15 protein-coding genes are annotated in these 21119 nt (G+C 67.7%); 5 read left to right on the top strand and 10 right to left on the bottom strand.

The features are described from left to right. Positions 1-21: 21 nt before the first annotated feature. From rpmF to QZ951_RS01455, 3 genes are all read left to right on the top strand, one after another. Positions 22-219, top strand: coding sequence for a 50S ribosomal protein L32 (gene rpmF, locus QZ951_RS01465; protein ID WP_292997789.1), 198 nt, complete (start codon positions 22-24; stop codon positions 217-219). A 68-nt stretch (positions 220-287) separates the two neighbouring features. After that, the gene (plsX, locus tag QZ951_RS01460) at positions 288-1328 is read left to right on the top strand and encodes a phosphate acyltransferase PlsX (protein WP_292997787.1); all 1041 of its coding nucleotides are present in this window, start codon (positions 288-290) and stop codon (positions 1326-1328) included. Between the two features lie 13 nt (positions 1329-1341). After that, positions 1342-2607 carry a multidrug effflux MFS transporter gene (locus QZ951_RS01455; RefSeq protein WP_292997785.1) on the top strand — a complete coding sequence of 422 codons (1266 nt, stop codon included), beginning with the start codon at positions 1342-1344 and terminating at the stop codon, positions 2605-2607. A gap of 27 nt (positions 2608-2634) precedes the next feature. On the opposite strand, the gene QZ951_RS01450 is transcribed toward QZ951_RS01455, so the two are convergent. The 8 genes from QZ951_RS01450 to gspC form a co-directional block, all read right to left on the bottom strand. Then, a complete protein-coding gene (locus tag QZ951_RS01450; protein ID WP_292997783.1) occupies positions 2635-3555 on the bottom strand; it encodes a hypothetical protein in 921 nt (306 codons plus the stop codon). A 40-nt stretch (positions 3556-3595) separates the two neighbouring features. Beyond that, positions 3596-4384 (bottom strand): hypothetical protein, encoded by a 789-nt coding sequence (locus QZ951_RS01445; RefSeq protein WP_292997781.1) that lies wholly within the window; start codon positions 4382-4384, stop codon positions 3596-3598. Between the two features lie 84 nt (positions 4385-4468). Beyond that, entirely contained in the window at positions 4469-7507 is a 3039-nt protein-coding gene (locus QZ951_RS01440) for a TonB-dependent receptor (RefSeq protein WP_292997779.1), read from the bottom strand. Then, positions 7504-9441: a hypothetical protein gene (locus QZ951_RS01435; RefSeq protein ID WP_292997777.1), complete on the bottom strand. Its 1938-nt coding sequence runs from the start codon at positions 9439-9441 to the stop codon at positions 7504-7506. Before QZ951_RS01435 ends, QZ951_RS01440 begins: the two co-directional genes overlap by 4 nt. Before the next feature lie 265 nt (positions 9442-9706). Next, the gene (gspF, locus tag QZ951_RS01430) at positions 9707-10933 is read right to left on the bottom strand and encodes a type II secretion system inner membrane protein GspF (protein ID WP_292997775.1); all 1227 of its coding nucleotides are present in this window, start codon (positions 10931-10933) and stop codon (positions 9707-9709) included. 7 nt (positions 10934-10940) lie between these two features. Then, positions 10941-12434, bottom strand: coding sequence for a type II secretion system ATPase GspE (gene gspE / locus QZ951_RS01425; RefSeq protein WP_292997773.1), 1494 nt, complete (start codon positions 12432-12434; stop codon positions 10941-10943). A gap of 10 nt (positions 12435-12444) precedes the next feature. Beyond that, positions 12445-14697, bottom strand: coding sequence for a type II secretion system secretin GspD (gspD, locus tag QZ951_RS01420; RefSeq protein ID WP_292997771.1), 2253 nt, complete (start codon positions 14695-14697; stop codon positions 12445-12447). 66 nt (positions 14698-14763) lie between these two features. Beyond that, entirely contained in the window at positions 14764-15675 is a 912-nt protein-coding gene (gene gspC / locus QZ951_RS01415; protein WP_292997769.1) for a type II secretion system protein GspC, read from the bottom strand. A gap of 239 nt (positions 15676-15914) precedes the next feature. On the opposite strand from gspC, the gene clpS reads away from it, so the two are divergent. Further along, the gene (gene clpS, locus QZ951_RS01410) at positions 15915-16244 is read left to right on the top strand and encodes an ATP-dependent Clp protease adapter ClpS (RefSeq protein WP_292997767.1); all 330 of its coding nucleotides are present in this window, start codon (positions 15915-15917) and stop codon (positions 16242-16244) included. A gap of 105 nt (positions 16245-16349) precedes the next feature. Here clpS and QZ951_RS01405 read toward each other — a convergent pair whose 3' ends face one another. Both QZ951_RS01405 and QZ951_RS01400 read right to left on the bottom strand, forming a co-directional pair. Next, on the bottom strand, positions 16350-17390 hold the full coding sequence (locus QZ951_RS01405; protein WP_292997765.1) for a choice-of-anchor X domain-containing protein: 1041 nt from the start codon (positions 17388-17390) through the stop codon (positions 16350-16352). A 17-nt stretch (positions 17391-17407) separates the two neighbouring features. Then, positions 17408-18418 (bottom strand): hypothetical protein, encoded by a 1011-nt coding sequence (locus QZ951_RS01400; protein WP_292997763.1) that lies wholly within the window; start codon positions 18416-18418, stop codon positions 17408-17410. Positions 18419-18761: 343 nt separating this feature from the next. Between QZ951_RS01400 and clpA the strand changes: the two genes are divergently transcribed. After that, complete coding sequence (clpA, locus tag QZ951_RS01395) at positions 18762-21050, top strand: ATP-dependent Clp protease ATP-binding subunit ClpA (protein WP_292997761.1); 2289 nt, start codon at positions 18762-18764, stop codon at positions 21048-21050. The last annotated feature ends 69 nt before the right edge of the window (positions 21051-21119 follow it).

Raw genomic sequence — 21119 nt, 5'->3', positions numbered from 1 at the left:
CTGTGCCCACCGGAGTTCCCCATGGCTGTCGCAAAATCCAAGAAGTCCCGTTCCCGCCGCGGCATGCGCCGCGCCCATGACGCCCTGACCGGCCCGACCCTGTCGGTCGATTCGACCTCGGGCGAGACCCATCTGCGTCATCACGTCACCGCCGACGGTTTCTACCGCGGCAAGCGCGTGATCGAGCTGAAGACGGTCGAAGTTTCCGAAGAAGCCTGAGCTTCTTCGCGGTGCGCTGAACGGCCCCCGCCTGACAGCCGCCGCGCCGGTGCCTTCATGACACTCTCATGACCGCGCCTGTCCTGCTGGCTCTCGACGCCATGAGCGGCGACCACGGTCATCCGATCGTGGTCGAAGCGGCCGTGCGCGCGCTGGACCAGCATGCGCAGCTCAACCTGATTCTGGTCGGCAACGAAGCCGAGCTGCGCAAGTCACTGATTTCTCACGGATACGGTCAGGACCCCCGGGTCTCGATCGAGCCGGCTTCGGAAGTCGTGGCGATGGATGAAGCGCCGTCGAAGGCGCTTCGCAACAAGAAGGATTCGTCGATGCGGGTCGCGATCAATCTGGTGAAAGCCGGTCGCGCCCAGGCCGCCGTGTCCGCCGGCAACACCGGCGCGCTGATGGCGATCGCCAAGTTCGTGCTGAAGACGCTGCCCGGCATCGACCGCCCGGCGATCATTTCGCCGTTCCCGACGGTCGAAGGCAGCACCCACGTGCTCGATCTCGGTGCCAACGCCGCGTGCACGCCGGAGCAGTTGTTCGAATTCGCGGTGATGGGTTCGGCGATGGTCACGGCCCTGCACGGCATCGAGCGGCCGCGGCTGGCATTGCTGAACATGGGCGAGGAAGAGATCAAGGGCAACGAGACGGTCAAGCAGGCGGCCGCGCTGATCTCGGCGTCGCCGAAGCTGAACTACGGCGGCTTCATCGAAGGCAATGACGTTTACCTGAATCCGGTCGATGTCGTCGTCTGCGACGGCTTCGTCGGCAACATCGCGCTGAAGACCATGGAAGGCGTCGCGAAAATGATCGGGCGCTTCCTGCGCGAGGAATTCGAGCGCAACGCCGCCACCAAGCTGATGGGCGCGGCGGCGTATCTGGTGCTGCGCCGGATCCAGCAGCGGCTCGATCCGCGCCTGTACAACGGGGCCAGCCTGGTCGGCCTGAACGGCACCGTGATCAAGAGTCATGGTGGTGCCGATGCGCTGGCGTTCGCCAATGCCATCACGGTGGCGATGCGGGCAGTCGAGCACGACGTGCCGGCGCGCATTTCCCGGCTTCTGGCCGATACGCTGGTCACCGTGCCGCAGTCCGCCGCCCGCTAGGGCCGCGTTGCCGATGAACCGCTTCCGCGCCAACCCGCGATTGCTGGCGCCGATCCTCGCCGGCATGGCCATGCTCGGGCCGTTCACGATCGATGCCTTCTTCCCGGCGTTCCGGGCGATGGAAGCCGATTTCGGCGTCAGCCCGGAAGTCATGCAGCAATCGCTCAGCGTCTATCTGATCGCGTTCGCGGCGATGTCGCTGTTGCACGGACCGCTGTCCGATGCCTACGGCCGGCGCGGTGTGGTGCTGTGGTCGCTGATCCTGTTCGCGCTGGCGACGGTCGGCTGCGCGCTGTCGCCGTCGTACGAGCTGCTGCTGGTCTACCGCGCGATGCAGGGCGTCTGCGCCGGCGCCGGCATGATCGTCGGCCGCGCGATCATTCGCGATCGCTACGACGGCGCCGATGCCCAGCGCCTGATGTCGCAGGTCAGCTTCATCTTCGGCTTCGCGCCGGCGATCGCGCCGATCGTCGGCGGCTTCGTGCTTGGCGCGGCCGGCTGGCGCGCGATCTTCTGGCTGCTGGCCGGCTTCACCGTGCTGCTGGTGCTGGCCGCGCTCGCCGCATTGCCGGAAACGCATCCGCGCGAACGGCGCACGCGTCTCGCCTGGGGACCGCTCGGCCGCACCTATCGCTGCGTGGCGCGCGATGGCCGCTTCATGCTGCTCGGCTTCGGTGCGGCGCTGAACTTCAGCGCGCTGTTCACCTACATCGCCGCGGCACCGTCGGTGGTGCTGAACCTGTTGCACCTGAACGAACGGCAGTTCGCATGGCTGTTCGTGCCGGTGATCGCCGGCATGATGCTGGGCTCGGCCACGTCCGCGCGCATGGCCGGCAAGCTGACACCGGTGCGCACCGTCACCATCGGGTTTTCGCTGATGGGTCTCGGCACGGCGCTGAATCTGGCCGGCAGTGCCCTGCTGGCTCCGATGGTGCCGTGGTTCGTGCTGCCGATCGGCGTGATCGGCATTGGCGTGACCCTGGCGTTCCCGACGCTGACCCTGCTGATGCTCGACCGCTTCCCGGCGGTGCGTGGAGCCGCGGCCTCGGTGCAGGCGACGATCAGCCTCGCCGTGTCGGCGGTCGTGTCCGGCGTGGTGGCACCGCTGGTCCATGCCTCGCCGATCGGGCTGGCGCTGGCCGCCGCCGCGATGACCGGAGCGGGCTTCGCACTGTGGTGCCTGTACCTGCGGCTGACGCCGAACGCGGAGCTGCAGGTGGTCAGCGCAGCGCTCGAACCGGCATCGGCACCGACACCGTCCTCGGCCAGCGTGCGCTGACCGCGTCGGCCGGCCGCTCGCCGCGCGTCATTCGATCACGCTGCTTGCCGGCAGCACGATGCGGCCATCGAGCTGCACGCTGAGTTCGGCACCGCCACCGCGATCCGGGCCATCGAGCCGCGTGCCGGCGAACTGCAACGTGCGGGCGCCGTCGTAGGTCGCGCCGCGGCAAGCGGCACGGCGACAGGCGAACGTGCCATAGCGGACGGCCATCACGCGATTCGCGGCATCCGTGTCGATGCTGATCGTCTCGCCGTCGAACGAGCGCACGGTGTGCACGGCGTGATCGTCGTCCGGCCAGATCGTGCCGCCACCGCCGAGCGGGCAGAAGTAGGCGCTGCGCTGATCGCTGTACAGCAGGCTGATGCCGACATCGGCGCAGGCCAGCCCGGGGCCGGTTCGCAGGCGGGCTTCGAGCAGCACGACGCGGCCGTCGGCGGCGGTCAGCTGCACGCCACGCAGGCTCAGGTCCTGCCGGCCATCGGCATCGGCCGGGCCGAGCGTGGCGCCGTTGCAGCCTGCGCCGTCGCAGGCGGCGTCGATGGCCGTCGCCGTGTTGCCGGCAGCGATGACGATGCTGGCGACAGCGCCGGCTTCGGCGCTGATCGTCAGCGAACCGCCGTCGGCCGCGACATACCGATGTTCGCGCCGGCCGCCGTTCTGCGTGGATTGCGCCGGACCGACGCAGAGACCGAGCACGTTCGCACCGATCGTCAGGTTCACGCCGGCAGACGGTTCGACACAGTCTCCGGCGGCCGCCAGTGTCGCGAGCGGAGCCGCCGTGGCGCTGCCACCGGTCGCCACCGGGACCGGCGCGCCAGAATCCGTTGGCGGTGCTGCGATCGAACCGGCCGCCGGCGGCGATAGCGATTCGGCCGGCCACCACAGCACGCCGGCCAGCAGCGCCACCAGCAGCAGCGCGCAGACCAGCGCCGCTCGCCCGGTCATGACCGGAGACCAGCGGGCCGGGCTGCGCGCTGCCGCAGGCTCAGTTCGGCTGGAAGCCGGACAGATTCACCGAGAACTGGCACTGGCCTTCCTCGCCGCCCTGATACAGGCGCACGGCATTCGCCACCGGGTTCGTGGTCACGCCGTTCGGCAAGGTCGCAGTGACCAGCATGAACGACGAGTTGAACACCGAAGTGCCATCCGGATCCTCGAAGTTCACGTCGGTCCGGAAGTCGACCAAGCTGTTGTTGCGCAGCGGATTCAGGCCATCCGGCGAGCCGGCGTACTGGTTCAGGCCCTGCGCCGTGCGACCGGCGAGCCAGGCACCTTCCTCGGCATTGCCCTGACGATAGGCAACCGACAGGTTCTGCACCGCGCCGAAGCCGCTGCGGAACATGTCGTTGATCTCGAAGTAGTCCGGCTCGGTCGCGCTGCCGCACACGGAAGCCGGCGGCGTCCACTGCGCGTTGACCAGGGTCACGCGCATGCCGAACACGTATTCGTTGGTGTTGTTGCGCTGCCAGACCTGATCGTCGAGCCGGCCGATGACCGTGCCATTGGCCACGATGTTCTGGCCGAGGTTCGAACGCACGAGGCGCCACAGGCCCTGACGGCCGGCGAGGGTGCCGGCGAAGCGACCCTGTGGCAGGTTGCCGAACACGCGGCAGACGTTGTTGGTCGGATTCGGGTTGGACTCGGTGCCGGCGCACAGGGTCAGCACCGGCGTACCGGTGCTGGTCACCGTCTCGAAGCCGACGGCGTGGCTGGGGGCTGCCGCCAGCGACAGCGCGGCGGCGGCAACGGCGGAATACAGCGGGGCATGACGCATGGGGAGACTCCTGTCGTACCTAGGGAAATGACCGCCGACCGGAGATTCCGGACGACGGTGGGTGAAGCCGGACGATCGAGCCGATCACGGCGGGGCAAACCGGAAGTCGTAGTTCAGGCCGGCGAAGAAGCCGCGCGGCGCACCGGGACCGACAAAGGTCGTGTTGCGGTGCTCGATCGAGTTGTAGTTGAAGCCGTTGTCGCCGCGCGCGCCGTTCGGTCCGGCCACGAACGGGTTGATGCCCAGGCGGCCGGCGCTGGCGTAGTCCTGATCGAGGACGTTGGTCACCTGCGCGTAGATCGACAGCGTCGGCAGCACTTGCCAGGTCAGATCGAGATTGACCACCGCGTACTCCGGCAGCGAGCCCTGCGTGGTGAACGGACGGCCGCCATTGAAGCTGCCGAAATCGGTCACCGGCCCGAAGCCGTCGGTGACCTGATCGGTGCCGGTCGGGCTGTGCGCGTTGTTCTCGTTGCCGCGCACGAAGGACTTCGAATGGAACACCGTGGTCAGGCCCAGTTTCAGCCGTTCGGTCAGCGCGAAATCGAGATTCAGGTTCAGGTTGTGCAGCGGGCTGGCCGGCAGGATCGCGCCCGGCTCGACCCGGATCGTGCGGAAGGTGCCGAGGCCGTTGTTCGAGGTGGCGGTCGGCCCGCTGCCGCTGCCGGCATTGGTGCGGTTGAAGTCGGCGCTCGCGTTGTGCGGGCTCAGCACGAAGAACTCCGACTCGAACGTCGCCGCCGTGTAGGCGTAGCCGAACTTGTAGTCGAACCAGCGCCAGCGGCCCTTGAAACCCAGTTCGAGTCCGCGCCGACGGGTCTTGTCGATGGTGTCGAAGTAGCTGCGCGACGGCGAGGCGCCGACGAAGTAGATGTCGTTGCGGATGTCCGTCTGATAGATGCTCAGGTTCCACTGCACGCCGCCGAACACCCGGCCCCGGGCGCCGACTTCGCCGGACAGCGAGCGGATCTGCGGCAGGAACGGATCGCCGGACAGCGAGGTCGGCAGGCTGCAGGTCGGGCCGACGAGACTGCGCGGCGCGGTCTGCGCCGGCACGTTGACGCCGGTGGCCGGATCGACGAACGCCGGCACGATCACCACCGGCGTGGCGTCGAAGGCGCAGCCGAGCTCGATCACCGATGGCGCCCGCGCGCCGCGCGAGACGTTGCCGAACAGGTTCAGGTCCTTCCACGGCAGCCAGTTGAAGCCGAATGACGGATTCAGCGACGAGAAAGTGAAGCGCTCCTCGGTCGGCGCCAGCGTCTCCCGCGACAGGTCGTTGATCACCACCGGCCCGAGCGTCGACGGGCACGAGGCGACGTCGTTCTCCGGGCACAGGATGAAGGTCGGCAGGCGATTGACCACTTCGTGCAGGTCGATGCCGATGCGGGCATCGACCTCGTTGTGCACGCGGGTCCAGTTGTAGCGGCCGGCCACGGTCACGAACAGGTTGTCGCGCGCGGTCCAGGTCTCGCTGAAATAGGCACTGAGCGTGCGCGACGTGCCGTTGAAGCGATTGATCGTCAGCGGAATCTGCGCGGCGCGGAACAGTTCATCGACCTGCGACGGATCGGTGAACACGCGCCGCTGGGCGTCGATCAGGCCGAGCTGCTGCTCGGCCGAATAGCCGGCGCGGCCGCTGTCGACCGACGCACCGATCAGCAGGCGATGCCGGTCGAGATTCCAGTTCGCCTGCACCGCGCCGCCGTAGGTGACCTGACCGATGCGGGTCCGCGTCAGCAGGCCCACGGGCGAGCCGTCGGGCACACCCGGGCCGACGCCGAACTGGCCATCGCGGGTCACGTAGGCGCCATTGCGCGGGGTGCCGGCGTACTGCACGTTCTCGCACTGGCCGGTGCGGAACGGATCGTTCAGCGGCGGCGCCTGCGTGGTGCCGTCGGACAGCGTGTCGGGCCGGCCGTCGCCATCGGTGTCGGCGTACTGGCAGATCGGCTGGTCGCCATTGCGGATGAAGCGGTTGCCCAGCGGACTGCTCGGACCGATGTCGTCGAACGCCTCGTAGACATCGCCGTTGACGCCGCGACGGCGACTGTCGCGGCGATAGCCCTGCGTGGTCAGGTTGAAGGTCGGCGTCAGTTCGAACAGCCCGGACAGGTTGAACTGGTGAAGCCGGTTTCGGGTGCGATCGGGCGAGGTGTAGACCGCACGGCGGTCGGCTTCGTAATCCTCGATCGGCACCAGCCCGTTGCCGACCAGATCGTTGTCGGCCAGCAGCGCGCTCGCGGTGATCTGGCCGAAGCCCAGCTCGTAGTCGGCACGGGCGAAGCCCTGCTGCACCTCGCTGGGCGAGTTGCGCCGCCAGCCGTCCTCGGCGAAGTAGGTCAGCGCCGCGAAGCCGGCCAGCGGGCCGTGGCTGGCGCCGACGGCCGCCTTCGCCTGCCGCCGTCCGAACGAGCCGCCGCTGGCGTCGGCGCTGACGCCGGGTGCGGTGAAGCCGCTCTTGCTGCGCAGCGCGATCGCGCCGCCGAGCGTGTTCAGGCCGAACACCGGGTTGGAGCCGGGAAACAGATCGAGCCGGTCGATCGCGTTCAGCGGAATCAGATCCCAGTTCACGACATCGCCGAACGGCTCGTTGACGCGGGTGCCGTCGAAGAACACCGACAGGCCCTGCGGCGTGCCGACCTGCGGCCCGGCGGTGAAGCCGCGGAAGCTCAGATCGAGCTGGAACGGGTTGCCCTGAAAATCATTGACGTTGACCGACTGCAGCTGCGTGTTGAGGAAATCGGTCAGGCTCAGCGCGCGCGATTCGGCGATGTCCGCGGCGGTGGCGCTCTGCAGCGCGGCCGGAATCTGGTCGCGGGTCAGGTTCAGCCCCGGCAGCGGGCCGACCTGCACCGGCCGACGCTGACCCTTCACGGCCACGGTGCCGAGCTTCACCGCCGGCACCGCGACCACGGCGTCCGGCTGCGCCGGAATCGTCGCCGGCGGCGCGACATCGGCGCTGCCGCTGGGCGACCGGGTCGGCGCATCGCCTTCGTCCGGTCCCGACAGCGGCACCACCTGCGGCGTTTGCGGCGGCGACTTGGCGCGGCTGTCGGCCGCGAGGGCGGCCGGCGCGGTCAGCCACAGCAGCGCCCCGGCCAGCCAGACCGGACGGCTCACGGGCAGCCGGCCTCGTTCAGCAGGCAATCCGGTGCCGAGCGCAGCGCGCCGTTGAGCGTCACGCTGCGATCGGTCGCCGAGCCATCGAGCCGCTGGTCGACCAGCGTGGTTCCGGCGAAGGTGATCGGATGGGCGCTGCTGGCATCGGCCGCGCCGAACCGCGCGCCCCGGCATTGCAGGTCTTCGCAGACGAAACGTTCGGCTTCGCTGCGGCCGTATTCGACCCGGCGGACCAGCCCGAGCGTGGTCACCACCAGCATCTGGCCGCTGCTGTTCAGCGCATTGCGGAATTCGTAGACGGTGCCGCCGAGATAGCGGCCGCCGAAATCGGCCGGCAGCACACGGCGCACGGTGACGCGCTGGTTCTCGACCAGATCGTACGGCGGGCAGACATCCCAATCGGCGGATTCGGTGCTGACCCGGGCCCGGACCCGCTCGGTTTCGGGCGAGCGGCTGCAATCGGGTCGCCCCCGGGCACTGCCGAACAGCACGACGAAGCGTCCGCGCAGGCGCTGGCTCGTGCTGCCGGGCCCGAGGCCGACGCGCGTCACCGGCGTGTTGTCGAGCACCAACTCGCGCACCCGCGGGAAGCCGGGCAGCGGGAAGAACGGCGTGACGCGGTAGCCGGTGCAGGCCGGTGCCACGCAGCGGTACTGCGCCACCGGCGCGCCAAGGGCCCCGCGCTGATAAATCGTCAGCCCGTGCAAGGTGCTGTCATCGGCCAGCAGTTCCAGTTCCGGTTCGCTGCCGAAGACGGTGCCGTACAGCGTCCGTTCGCCGGCATCGCTGGGCTGCAGGCCGATGCAGACGCCGCTGATGCTGCCGTCGTCATCGACGCGATAGAGCGGTTGCGGACTGCGGGCGGCGCCATCGCAATCCAGTGGCGGCAGGCCGGGAATCGCAGTGACGAAGCGGCCATCGAGCACGGCGCGGTCGCCGGTGCCGGCATCGATCAGGGCCAGCGCCGCGAACACCAGCGTGCGGCTGCCATCGGCCTGTTCCGGCATCGCGGTCAGCCCGGCGCAGGTGCCGGCGCCGGGTCCGCTGCCGCTGCAGGTGAAGCTGCGGCCGTCGGCCAGCGACAGCGCCGCGTCCAGAATGCCGGTGCCGTCCGCGGCGATGACGAGCGTGGCGCCGTCGCGGGCCACCTGCCGGTACTCGCGTCGTCCGCCGCCGGTGGCGATGGTTTCGCGGGTGTTGGCGCAGAACTCGTTGAGGCCCTGCGGCAGGCTCAGGTCGAGGAAGAAGCGGCGGCACGGTTCCAGTTCGCGCGCGCGGCTGCGGGTGAAGCTTGCGAGGTCGGTGCCGGACGCGGCGATCGCAGTGTCGAGCGCCACCAAGGCATCGAACGTGGGATCGCCGGCGACCGCGGCAAACGGCGTCGAGACGAAGTCGGCGTTGGCGATGGCTGCGGGCAAGGTGTAGTTGAAGCGTTCGGCAACGAGGCTGGCGACGCGGCGGCGGGCACGATCGAGCCCGGCGGGCGTCAGCGGCGAGTAGTCGACGGCGACGCCGCGGCTGACCGGGTCGAGCGCGTTCTGCAGCACGGTTTCCGGTTCATCGCGCAGCGCTTCGAGCGCCTGAAGCTGGGTCAGCGTGCTGACATTGCCGACCGCACCGACGGTCGCGGCGACGGCGTAGGTCGGCCCGAGTTCGTGGCGGATGACCACCGGAGCGGTCAGGCCGGACGCCGACACGCGGTAGCGACGATCGGCATCGGCACGGGTCGAGCGCGGCGACACGCCGTTGCCGCCGATGGTGACGCTCGTGGTCGGAATCTCCCCGGCAAGGGCGATGACGCCGCCGAATGCCTGCGGTGCCGGCGGCGGCGTCGCGGCCCGGCCGTCATCGTCCGGACAGCCGGCCAGCAGCAGGCACAGGCTCAACCCGCCCGTGCGCGCGAGGCAGCGCCAGCCCGCCAGCGGCGAATTCATCCGAATAGTGCTCCCCGAGTGACTTGCGGTCGTGATCTGGTGTCACGTCAGGCTGCCGAGTGCCGGTCAGCGCTCATGCCCGTGTCGGGCGATGTCGGGGGATGCTAGGCAATGCCTGGTCGGAGGCCCATGGGAAAACTTCCCGGTGTGCCCACGCCGTGCGCCCGGTCTGCTCGCGGTCTGCCCGCGGTCTGACCGCGGATGCCGGGAGGGTCGCCATCGCCGCGCCGGTGGGGCCGGGTCGCGCTGCGGCGATGGCTCGGCGCTACTGGACCAGCTGGTTCAGGTTGAAGATCGGCAGCAGGATCGCGAGCACGATCAGCAGCACGACGGTGCCCATGGTCAGGATCAGCACCGGCTCGAACAGGCTCATCAGCGCGGCGATCAGCGTCTCGAGTTCCTTTTCCTGGTTCTCGGCGGCGCGGTCGAGCATCTCGTCGAGCTTGCCGGAGGCTTCGCCGGAGCCGATCAGGTGCATCGTGATCGGCGGGAACAGGCGGCTTTCGGCCAGCGACTTGTTCAGGGACGCGCCTTCGCGAACGCGCTTGGCCGCCGCGTCGATCGCTTCCTTCATCGGCAGGTTCTCGACCACCTGCGCGCCGATGCGCATGGCATCGAGAATCGGCACGCCGGCCCCGAACAGGATGCCGAGCGTGCGCATGAAGCGGCCGGTATTGGCGCCGCGCACCAGACGGCCGATCAGCGGAACGCTGAGCAGCCACAGGTGATACTTGCGGCGGAAGGCATCGTTCTTCAGCGCGCGGGTGAAGACGACGATGCCGGCGATCAGTGCCAGCAGCAGCATCAGGCCGTAGTTCTGCAGGAACTCGCTGCTGGCGATCAGGCCCTTGGTCAGCGGCGGCAGGTCGGCGCCGATCGAGTCGAACACGCCGACGACCTTCGGCACGACGTACGACATCAGCAGGCTGATGACGCCGATCGCGACCAGGGTCAAGGTCGCGGGGTAGAACGTCGCGAGCATTACCTTGCTCTTGATCGCCTGCGAACGGTCGGCGTAGTCGGCGAGGCGCTCGAGCACCGAATCGAGCTTGCCGGCCGATTCGCCGGCTTCGATCGTGGCGCGGAACAGGGTCGGAAAGGCACCCGGGAAATCGCTCATCGCGCGGGCCAGGCTGTTGCCTTCGGTCACCCGCGAGCGCACGCCGAGGGTCACGCGCTGCACGCGCTTGGATTCGCTCTGCTGCGAGACCGCGGCCAGCGCTTCATCGAGCGGCAGGCCGGAGCGGGTCAGCGTGGCCAGCTGACGGGTGAACAGCGACAGTTCGGTGGAATTGAAGCTGCCGCCGCGGTTCAGGCTGAAACCGCCACCGCTGGTGCTGCGCAGTGCCTTCTCGGCGACTTCCTTGATGTCGAGCGGCGTCAGGCCGCGTTCGCGCAGCGTCTGGCGCACCTGACGCTGGGTATCGCCTTCGATCAGCCCCTTGAGCTGGCGGCCGCGAGCGTCGAGCGCGCTGTATTCGTAGGCCGCCATGACGCGCTTATTCCTCGATCGTCACGCGCAGCACTTCGGCCAGCGTGGTGTCGCCGGCGATGACCTTGTTGCGGCCCGACTGCAGGATGCCCGGGCTGCGCTCGCGCGCGGCGGCTTCGAGAATCTGCTCGGAGGCGTTGTCGTGGATCAGCGATTCCAGCCGGCGATCGACTTCGATGATCTCGTGGATGCCGCTGCGGCCGGCGAAACCGGTGTGGCGGCACTGCGGGCAGCCGACCGGCTTGTACAGCACCAGATCGGTCATCTGCGGCACGCCGAGCTGTTCCAGTTCGGCCAGCTTCGGCTGGTACGGCGCCTTGCAGTGCTTGCACAAGGTGCGGACGAGGCGCTGCGCCATCAGCCCGACCAGCGACGACGACAACTGGTACGGCTCCACCCCCATGTCGCGCAGGCGGGTGACGGCGCCGACGGCGGTGTTGGTGTGCAGGGTCGACATCACGAGGTGACCGGTCTGGGATGCCTGCACGGCGATCTGCGCGGTATCGAGGTCGCGGATTTCGCCGACCATCACCACGTCCGGGTCCTGACGCAGGATCGCGCGCAGGCCCTTGGCGAAGGTCATCTCGACGCGCAGGTTGACCTGGGTCTGGCCGACACCGTCGATGTAGTACTCGATCGGGTCCTCGACCGTCATGATGTTGCGGCTGCGGTCATTGAGCGTCGACAGCGCCGAATACAGCGTGGTGGTCTTGCCGGAGCCGGTCGGGCCGGTGACCAGCATGATGCCGTACGGGCGATTGATGATCCGCTTCAGCGTCGCGGTCTGCACCGGCCCGAGCCCGAGCTGCTCGAGGTCCAGTCGCTCGGCCTGCTTGTCGAGAATACGCATCACCACGCGCTCGGCATTGCCGCCGGTGGGGATGGTCGAGACACGGACATCGACCTTGCGGCCGCCGAACGCGCGACTGATGCGACCATCCTGCGGCAGGCGTTTCTCGGCGATGTCGAGCTTGGCCATGATCTTGACGCGCGACACGATCTTCGGCGCCAGCGAGCGCGGCGGATTGAGGATTTCGCGCAGCACGCCGTCGATGCGGAAGCGCACCGTCACCCGGGTCTCGAAGGTCTCGATGTGGATGTCGGACGCGTTCTCCTTGATTGCTTCGACCAGCAAGCCGTTGATGAACTTGATGATCGGCGCGTCGTCGTCGGTTTCGAGCAGATCCTGGGCTTCGGCCAGCGCCTGACTCAGGGTGTCGAGATCGGCCTTGTCTTCCTCCAGGCCGTCGGCGAGCGCGGCACTCGCGCCGGTCTGGCCTTCGTAGGTGCGCTGCAGCAGCGCATCGAATTCATCGAGCGTGACGTTCTTCAGCTTGACCGGGCGGCGCACGAAGCGCCGTGCTTCCTGCACGGCATCGATGCTGATGCCGGGCCGGCAGACGAGTTCGACGGCATCGCCGAGGTCATCGGCGACGATCAGGCCATGCCGTTTCGCAAACGCGAACGGCGGCCGGCGCAGGGCAGTGCTGGCAGCTTCCATGGCGGGCAGCTTACGGCGTGGCGGCCGGTGCCGGCGCTGCTTCCGGTGCGGGTGCGGTGGACGGGCTGGCAGACGGCGCGGCCGCCGGCGCTTCCGCCGTCGGCGTCGCGGGGGCCGGCGCTGCGGCGGCGGCCGGGGCGGCATCGGCAGACGGCGGGACGGCTGCCGGAGCAGTCGATGCCGATGGACCGGCCGGGGCGGCATCGGCGGCCTTCGGCGCTGCCGGCGGCGGCACGTCGTAGCCATCGAACTGCGGCAGCACCGGGCGGGCACCGCCGATCAGCGGCACCGCACCCTGCGCGGCGCGGACTTCGGCATTGCGCACGCCGTCGTAGCGCTTCTTCGTGTAGTAATCGGCGTCGCTGCGGTCGTCGAGGATCACCGGATGGATGAAGATCATCAGGTTGGTCTTGGCCTTGCGCACCGAACGCGACTTGAACAGCGCGCCGATGCCCGGAATGCTCGACAGCAGCGGGATGCGGCTCTGCGAATCGGTCAGCTGGTTGTCGATCAGGCCACCGATGAACAGGATCTGGTCGCCTTCCACCGACACCGAATTGGTGACCGTGCGCTTGTTCGTGATCAGGCTCGCGGTGCCGGCGCCGCCGCTGGCGATGCCCGAGCTTTCGAGGTCGATCTTCAGCTTCAGGCCGTTGTTTTCGTTGATCGTCGGCGTGATGCCGAGCTTGAGGCCCACTTCCTTGCGTTCGATCGTCTGGAATGGGTTGACCGAGCCGTTGTTGCCGCCGGAACCGGAGTTCGAAAAGCTGCCGGTCAGGAACGGCACTTCCTGGCCGACGCTGAGCTTCGCTTCCTCGTTGTCGAGCGTGGTCAGCTGCGGCGTCGACAGGATGTTGGTGTCGCCGTCGGAGGCCAGTGCCCGCAGCAGCACGGCGAAGAACGAGCCGCCGGAGGTGAAGCCGCCACCGGCCGCCGTCGCGCCCTGGCCGATCAGCGAGGCCGCCGCCGTCACCAGGGTGCTGGCACCCCCGGTCGCGGCACCGGCCGCGGCGGTGCCGAGGCTCGACAGCGCGCTCTGCGTCGACTGGTTCAGGATGCCGGTGATCGCACCGGTGTTCGGGCTGTACGCCGCGTAGTCGAGGCCGAGTTCGCTGGCCTTGGTCGCGCTGACTTCGGCAATGATCGCTTCGACCAGCACCTGACGGCGGCGAATGTCGAGCTGATTGATGACGTTGCGGATCGCCAGCATCGCCTTCGGCGTCGCGGTGACGACCAGCGAGTTGGTGTCCTTGTCGGCGATCACGCGGGTGCCGTCGGGGCTGCCGCCGCCACCGGATGGCGCCGCGGCACCGGGGGCCTGCCCGGGAATGGTGGCGGCCGCGCCGCCGGCGCCGGCACGGGAGGTCGAGCTCGAACCCTTGGCATAGCCTTCGAGGATCGGCGCGAGATTTTCGGCGCTGGCGTAGTTCAGATAGAAGACCTGGGTGTCGCCGCCGCTCGGGCCGGGCGCATCGAGCTTGCGCACGATCTCGGCCATGCGCGCGCGCTCGGACTTCTCGCCGCTGATCAGCACGCTGTTGCTGCGTTCGTCGGCGATCGTGGTGCCGGCCTGCGCGGTCGGGTCGGCCTGCTTGCTGGCCTGCGAAAGAGTGGTGAGGATGCGGACGACATCGGTCGCGGCGGCGTTCTCGAGCTTGATGACGTCGATTTCGCGGTCGCCGCTCTGGTCGATCTGCTGGATCAGGCGCTCGATGCGGGCGACGTTCGAGGCGCGATCGGAAATGATCAGCGAGTTGTTGCCGGCATACGCGGCGAAGTGGCCGCTCTGCGAAATCAGCGGCCGCAGGATCGCGACGAGCTGCGACGCCGAGACGTTCTGCACCGTGTAGACGTGGGTCACGATTTCGTCGAGCGGCACGCCGCGCCCGTTCGAGATCAGGCCGCCGCCGTCGGTGCGGGCATTCGTTTCCGGCACGATCTTGATCGCATCCCCTGCCGGAATCGCCGCGAAACCCTGCACCTGCAGCACGGCCAGGAACGTCTGGTAGACCCCGGCGGCATCCATCGGTGTCGCCGAGACCACGGTGACCTTGCCGCGCACGCGCGGATCGATGATGAAGTTCTTGCCGGTGACCTCGCTGACGGTCGCGATCAGCGTCGAGATTTCGGCGTCCTTCAGGTTCAGCGTCACTTCCGCGCCGCGGCTGCGGCCCTGCGCCCAGGAGCTTCCGGCCGACAGGGCGACGACGGCGGCCAATGGCAGCGCGAGGCCTAGCGTTTTCAGGGTGTTGCGTGCATTCATGGCGGGCTTCGGGCTGAGCGGCGATTCGGCAGCCGGACGATACGGCGCGTCCGTGCGGCGCGGGTGTTATTGGGCGAGGTTGAGGCTGAAGTTCTGCGGCTGGCCGCCACGATCGACGGTCAGGTTGATCTGCGGGCTCTGGCTCAGATCGGACAGCAGTTGCAGCGAGCGCGACGGGTCATTCAGCGCCACGCCGTTGACCGAGGTCACGATGTCGCCCGGGCGCAGGCCGGCAGCGGCGAACACCGAGCGATCGCGGCCCGGGTAGATGCGGTAGCCGCTGATGCCGCTGCCGTTGTTGACCGGCTGCACGCGGATGTAGTCGGCGACCTTCGACGGATCGGTCAGCAGCTGCGTGCGGATCGCGGCCAGCGATTCGGCAGCGCCGCCGTCGGCCTGGCCGGTTTCCTCCTGCAGCTGCTGCGGCGGCAGGCCGGGCAGGCCACCGGTGCTGTCCTTGTCCAGACGCAGCGTTTCGAGCTTGCCGCCGCGCGACAGGATCACGCGATCGGCAAAGATCGCCTGCAGCTGCACGCCGCGGCCGACGTCGTCGCCGACCGAGTACGGCTTTTCTTCGCCGCCCTGGGTCGAGATCAGCGCTCGCGAGCCCTTGTTGTTGCGGCCGTTCGACAGGATGCCAAGCAGGGTCAGGTTGAGCTGGGTTTCCGGCGCGTTGGCCAGATCGCTCAGCGCCGGGTCCGACGGTGCCGTGTACTGCCCGAACAGGTGTGCGCCGGCAATGCGGTTCAGGTCGACGCCGGCGGCCGCGGTGACTTTCGGCTGCGTCGGCGGGGCCGGCTGCCAGCGCGCGGCTTCCGGCGTCGGCACCAGCGCCCACAGCAGCTGCGCCGCCAGTTTCGCGATGACGATGACCAGCACGAGGCTCGCCAGTTCCGGCAGCCGTCGGCCGTAGCGGGCGTACAGCGCCGGCACCGAGGCGGGCAGGGTATTGAGTCTGGGCGGGGAAAAAGTAGCCATCATCAGCATCATAACGGGGGTTTGTGACGGGCGGGAACATTTGCTGCATGGCCCGGACTGCGGGTCTTGACGCAGGTTCAGACAGGCTGGCGCCGGGGCCAGCGGCCGTGCTGTCGACCTTGCGCCGCCGGCAGGCCCATCACCGCCGATCCGCTGCCGTCGCCGGGTAGCTTGAATGCCGCGGCAGCCGCCGCATTGTCAGAGGTCTTGACGCAATTGCTCTGCGGTACACTTCTCTCATGGCTGATCGCAATACCCGTACCGACCAGGATTCCGGCAGTGGCCTCGCCGTCGAGGAGGCGAAACCGCGCCTGCAACAGCCGCCGATGTACAAGGTGGTGATGATCAACGACGACTTCACGCCGATGGAATTCGTCGTGCAGGTGCTGCAGACGTTCTTTCACCACTCGCGCGAGCAGGCGGTGCAGATCATGCTGCAGGTGCATCAGGCTGGCCGCGGCACCGCCGGCATCTATCCGGCGGAGATCGCCGAAACCAAGGTGGCGCAGGCGAACGGCTTCGCCCGCAAGAACCACCACCCGCTGCTGACGGTGATGGAAAAGACCTGAACGGCGGACCGGCGCCGGCAGCGGTGGTCCTGTTTCGCGGCAACAGTCCTTCGAAAACGCAAAGGCCGGACGGATCGGACGATCCGCCCGGCCTTTTTCGTCAGCTCAGTTGGCGCTGTTCTCGAGGCGCTTCACCGACTCCAGCAGCTGCGTGTCGCCGAACGGGCGGGCGAGGAACTCCGCCAGCGCGTAGCTGCGCGTCTGATGGACATCGCGCCGCACCGACGACATCGCGTTCGGCATGCCGAGCGCCGACGTCAGCGTGACCGAGCTCAGCGTGTAGCGGCCGGCGGTGTCCATGTCGCGGAAGATCAGGCCGTAGAACGGCAGGTCGATCCACTGCTTGCCGGCGGTCATCAGCTGCGCGTTCTGGGCCCAGGCCATCGGACGCTCGCCTGCGAGGCGGCCGACCTTGCCGGCCAGCGTTCCGGCGATGTGATAGCGGCCCGGCGTCTTCACGTCGATTTCCGCTGACATCACCAGGTTGCCGTCGCGCATCGTGTCCTTGTAACGGCCGGTCAGCTGCGCACCCGGGTTCGAGTACAGGAGGCCGCCGAGCGCGGCACGCGCGCCGTCGCGCGCGGTGACTGCCTGCACATGCACCGCGATCGATTCGGCGAACCCGGCTTCCGGCGCCCGCGCCTGCGGCATCGTGAAGCGGGCGGTGTAGATGCGGTCTCCGGCGCGACGATCGCCGTTCTGGCCGTCGTCGCGATACGTCACTTCGCCGAGCAGGCCGCTCTCTTCGGCGATCAGCTTGGCGGTGATGGTCTGCGCTTCGTCGCGGCGGGTCTTGTCGAGCAGGTTGGCGAGGCTCGGCGCGCGAGTCGGGCCATCGGTCAGCTCCGCATACAGCTCGGCGGTTTCACCCGGCTCGTACGACAGCGCCGACGTCCACACCGACAGGAACGGGCCTTCGCCGTTTGGGCCGGGCAGGGTCTGCTTCGAGATTTCGCGCTTCTTCAGGATCGGATCGACGGCGTCGAGGATCGGCCGCGACGAACGCGGGTAGCGCGCCTGATCGCGGTAGGCGGCGGCGGCTTCTTCCGCCAGCGGCCGCGGCGTGGCGTTGACCGCGGTCTGGGCCACGGCAGCGGAGCTGGCAACGATGCCGGCAGCCAGTGCAACGAGAGTCTGGATTTTCATGGATCGGGATTCCGGGATCAGTACAGCGTGCTGATGTAGCGCGCGGTGGTCATCGAGCTCTGCACCTGGGTGTTCGGTGCGCAGGCGACGCCGTTGCACTGCCAGTTGCCATCCGGGATCGACCGACGCACGTCGGAATCGCTGTCGTCGCGCTCGTCGCTGTGGTTCTCGTGGGCGGCGTCGAGATTGCGGAAGCCGCTGGTTTCCTGCTTCGCGTTGTTGCGGCAGACGTTGCTGTTGTCGTAGCTGGCGCCGGCCGAGCCGCCGCACGCGTACTGCGAGGCGTACTGGACCACGCCGTCGTCTTCACCGGACAGGCAGACGCTGGCGCCGAAGATCGCTTCGTAGCCGCCGGTCAGATAGATCAGCCGCGCCGGGGCATTGGCAAAGTTGCGCACCTGCACGTCTTCGCCCGAGCGCAGCCAGTAGGTCGCGTCATCGCAGCTCTGGATGAAGCTGGCGGCGAAGTTGCAGCCGCCGCTCGACTGTCCGCAGACCGCATCGGCACCCTGCGAGCCGCGATGGGCGCCGCCGGTGGTGATGACGTAGCTGACCCGTGCTGCCACCGTCGAGAACGGCGCGCCGCCGAAATTGAAGTTCGGATCGCTGGCGTCGTTGTTGCCGAGAATGTAGTCCATCACCGTGCCACCCATGCTGTGGGCGACGACGACGAACGTGCCGCCGTTGGCAAAGGTGGTGGCGCAGCGACGACCGCCGCCATCGGCCACGCCATTGGTCGCCGCGACGATTTCGCGCGCCACTTCACCGGCGGCATTGTTCTCGTAATAGCGCTGCGTGCCGTTGTAGCCGACCACGTAGTACGGAACCGTGAGGTTGCGGGTGGCGGTGCGGACGAAATCGGCCGACCCGTTGACCCAGTAGTTGCGGGCCGTCGTGTAGCTGGTAAAGGTCCCAGTGTTGGTGGACTTGCCGTGAACGAAGATCAGGCAGGGCATGGCCTGAGCCGCGCCGCCGAAGCCGAGCAGCAGCAGCGCCGCAAAAATTCTGAATCGATGAAGTAAAGGCATGAGCATCCTCCAATGGCGAGTGGCGGATCGAGCCGCCGCTTTTTGTCAGTTGCGCCGTCGTATTTTTGACGGATAGTGCAACGCTGCGTCCGGTGTCGGAACGCCGTTCAGCGTTGCGGAAACCGCATTGAGGCGTGATCTTCGAGGCCTGTCCATACGTCCATGACCAGCATCAATACCGTCTGCCGGGACGTGGGCAGGGCATAGCCTGCGGCTATTCATTTCCGTTGACGTGGTGCGTCTTTTGCGTGTTCCCAATCCGCGGGAAACCGATGCATGATGGGACTGGAAAAGGTAGCCCCCGGCCCCACTGTGATGTTCAGCCATTAATCAGGAAGCGATCATGCTCAGCGACGAACTGCAGAAAGCCCTCGATGCCGCGTTTCTGGCGGCACGCAGCGATGGTCACGAACTTCTGACCGTCGAACACCTGTTGCTGGCCTTGCTGTCCGATTCCAACGTCAGCGAAGTGCTGACCGCCAGCGGTGGCGATCTCGACAAGCTCGAAACCGGGCTGCGCGAGTACATCACCCAGAACATCCACTCGAACAAGGACGCCGCCGGCAATCAGGAAGTGCAGCCGACGCTGTCGTTCCAGCGGGTGCTTCAGCGTGCGATCTATCACGTGCAGGCTTCCGGCAAGAAGCGCGTCTCGACCCTGAACGTGCTGGTGGCGCTGTTCGCCGAGAAGGACACCCATGCCGTCTACCTGCTGAACGAGCAGGGCGTGACGCGGCTCGACGTCGTCAACTACATCAGCCATGGCATTGCCAAGAACAATCAGCCGGCTGCGCCGCAGGAGCAGCAGAACGAGGCCGAGGACAAGGACGACGGCGGCAAGAGCAGCGGCAAGTCCGCGCTCGAGCAGTTCGCGGTCAACCTGAACCAGCGCGCCATCCGGGGCCAGATCGATCCGCTGATCGGCCGCGCGCACGAGATGGAGCGCGTCATGCAGACGCTCTGCCGTCGGCGCAAGAACAACCCGCTGCTGGTCGGCGAAGCCGGCGTCGGCAAGACCGCGATCGCCGAAGGCCTGGCCTGGCTGATCACCGAGAACCGCGTGCCGGAACTGCTGAAGGACGGCGTCGTGTTCAGCCTTGATCTCGGCAGCTTGATCGCCGGCACCAAGTACCGCGGCGATTTCGAGAAGCGCTTCAAGAGCGTGATTCAGGAACTGGCCCGCACCCCGGGCGCGATCCTGTTCATCGACGAGATCCACATGATCATCGGCGCCGGTGCCGCTTCCGGCGGCGTCATGGACGCCTCGAACCTGCTGAAGCCGATGCTGGCCAACGGCGAACTGCGCTGCATCGGCTCGACCACGTATCAGGAATACCGCGGCATCTTCGAGAAGGATCGCGCGCTGTCGCGCCGCTTCCAGAAGGTTGACGTGCCGGAACCGACCGTGCCGGAAACGATCCAGATTCTCGAAGGCCTGCGCGCCCGCTTCGAAGAGCACCACCAGGTGCACTTCACCAGCGGCGCGATCCGCAGCGCGGTCGAGCTGGCGGCCAAGCACATCACCGACCGGCATCTGCCGGACAAGGCGATCGATGTCATCGACGAAGCCGCGGCCCGCCTGCGCCTGCTGCCCGAGGCCAAGCGCCGCAAGACCGTGCAGGTTCGCGACATCGAGGAAACCATCGCCAAGATCGCGCGCATTCCGCCGAAGTCCGTGTCGAGCAACGACAAGGACCGACTGGCGACGCTCGAACGCGATCTGAAGCTCGTGATTTTCGGTCAGGACCACGCGGTGGAAACGCTCGCGTCGTGCATCAAGCTGGCACGCTCCGGCCTCGGCAATCCGGACAAGCCGATCGGCAATTTCCTGCTGGCCGGTCCGACCGGTGTCGGCAAGACCGAAGTCACGCGCCAGCTGGCGAGCCAGCTTGGCATCGAGCTGATCCGCTTCGACATGTCGGAGTACATGGAGCGGCACACCGTGTCGCGCCTGATCGGCGCGCCTCCGGGCTATGTCGGCTTCGATCAGGGCGGCCTGCTGACGGAGGCCGTGATCAAGCACCCGCATTCGGTGGTGCTGCTCGATGAAATCGAGAAGGCGCATCCGGATGTGTTCAACCTGCTGCTGCAGGTCATGGATCACGGCACGCTGACCGACAACAACGGCCGCGCGGCGGACTTCCGCAACGTGATCCTGGTGATGACGACGAACGCCGGTGCGGAGGAATCGTCGCGGCGCGGCATCGGCTTCACCGAGGCCAACCACTCTACCGACGCGCTGGAAGTGATCCGCCGCGGCTTCTCGCCGGAGTTCCGCAACCGTCTCGACGCGATCATCCCGTTCGCGCCGCTCGGCCGCACCGAGATCGCCCGTGTCGTCGACAAGTTCCTGATGCAACTGGAAGAGCAGCTGGCGGCGAAGCATGTCGTGATGGAAGTCGAGCAGGAAGCTCGCGACTGGCTCGCCGAGCACGGCTACGACGTCAAGATGGGTGCTCGCCCGATGGCGCGCACCATCCAGGAAAGCATCAAGCGCCCGCTCGCCGAGGAACTGCTGTTCGGCAAGCTCGCCCATGGTGGCCGCGTGACGGTGAAGGTCACCGACGACGACAAGATCGGCTTCGAGATCGAAGCGAAGGAAAAGGCGGCACCGGTGGTCGAGCCGGCCTGAGTCGCTGCTGCAAAATGAAAAAGCCCGCGAAAGCGGGCTTTTTCTTGAATGGCGCCATGGGAAACCGTC

The sequence above is a fragment of the Nevskia sp. genome (assembly GCF_021732705.1).
In the GTDB taxonomy this organism is placed as follows: domain Bacteria; phylum Pseudomonadota; class Gammaproteobacteria; order Nevskiales; family Nevskiaceae; genus Nevskia.
This window is presented reverse-complemented; position numbering and strand designations above follow the sequence as displayed.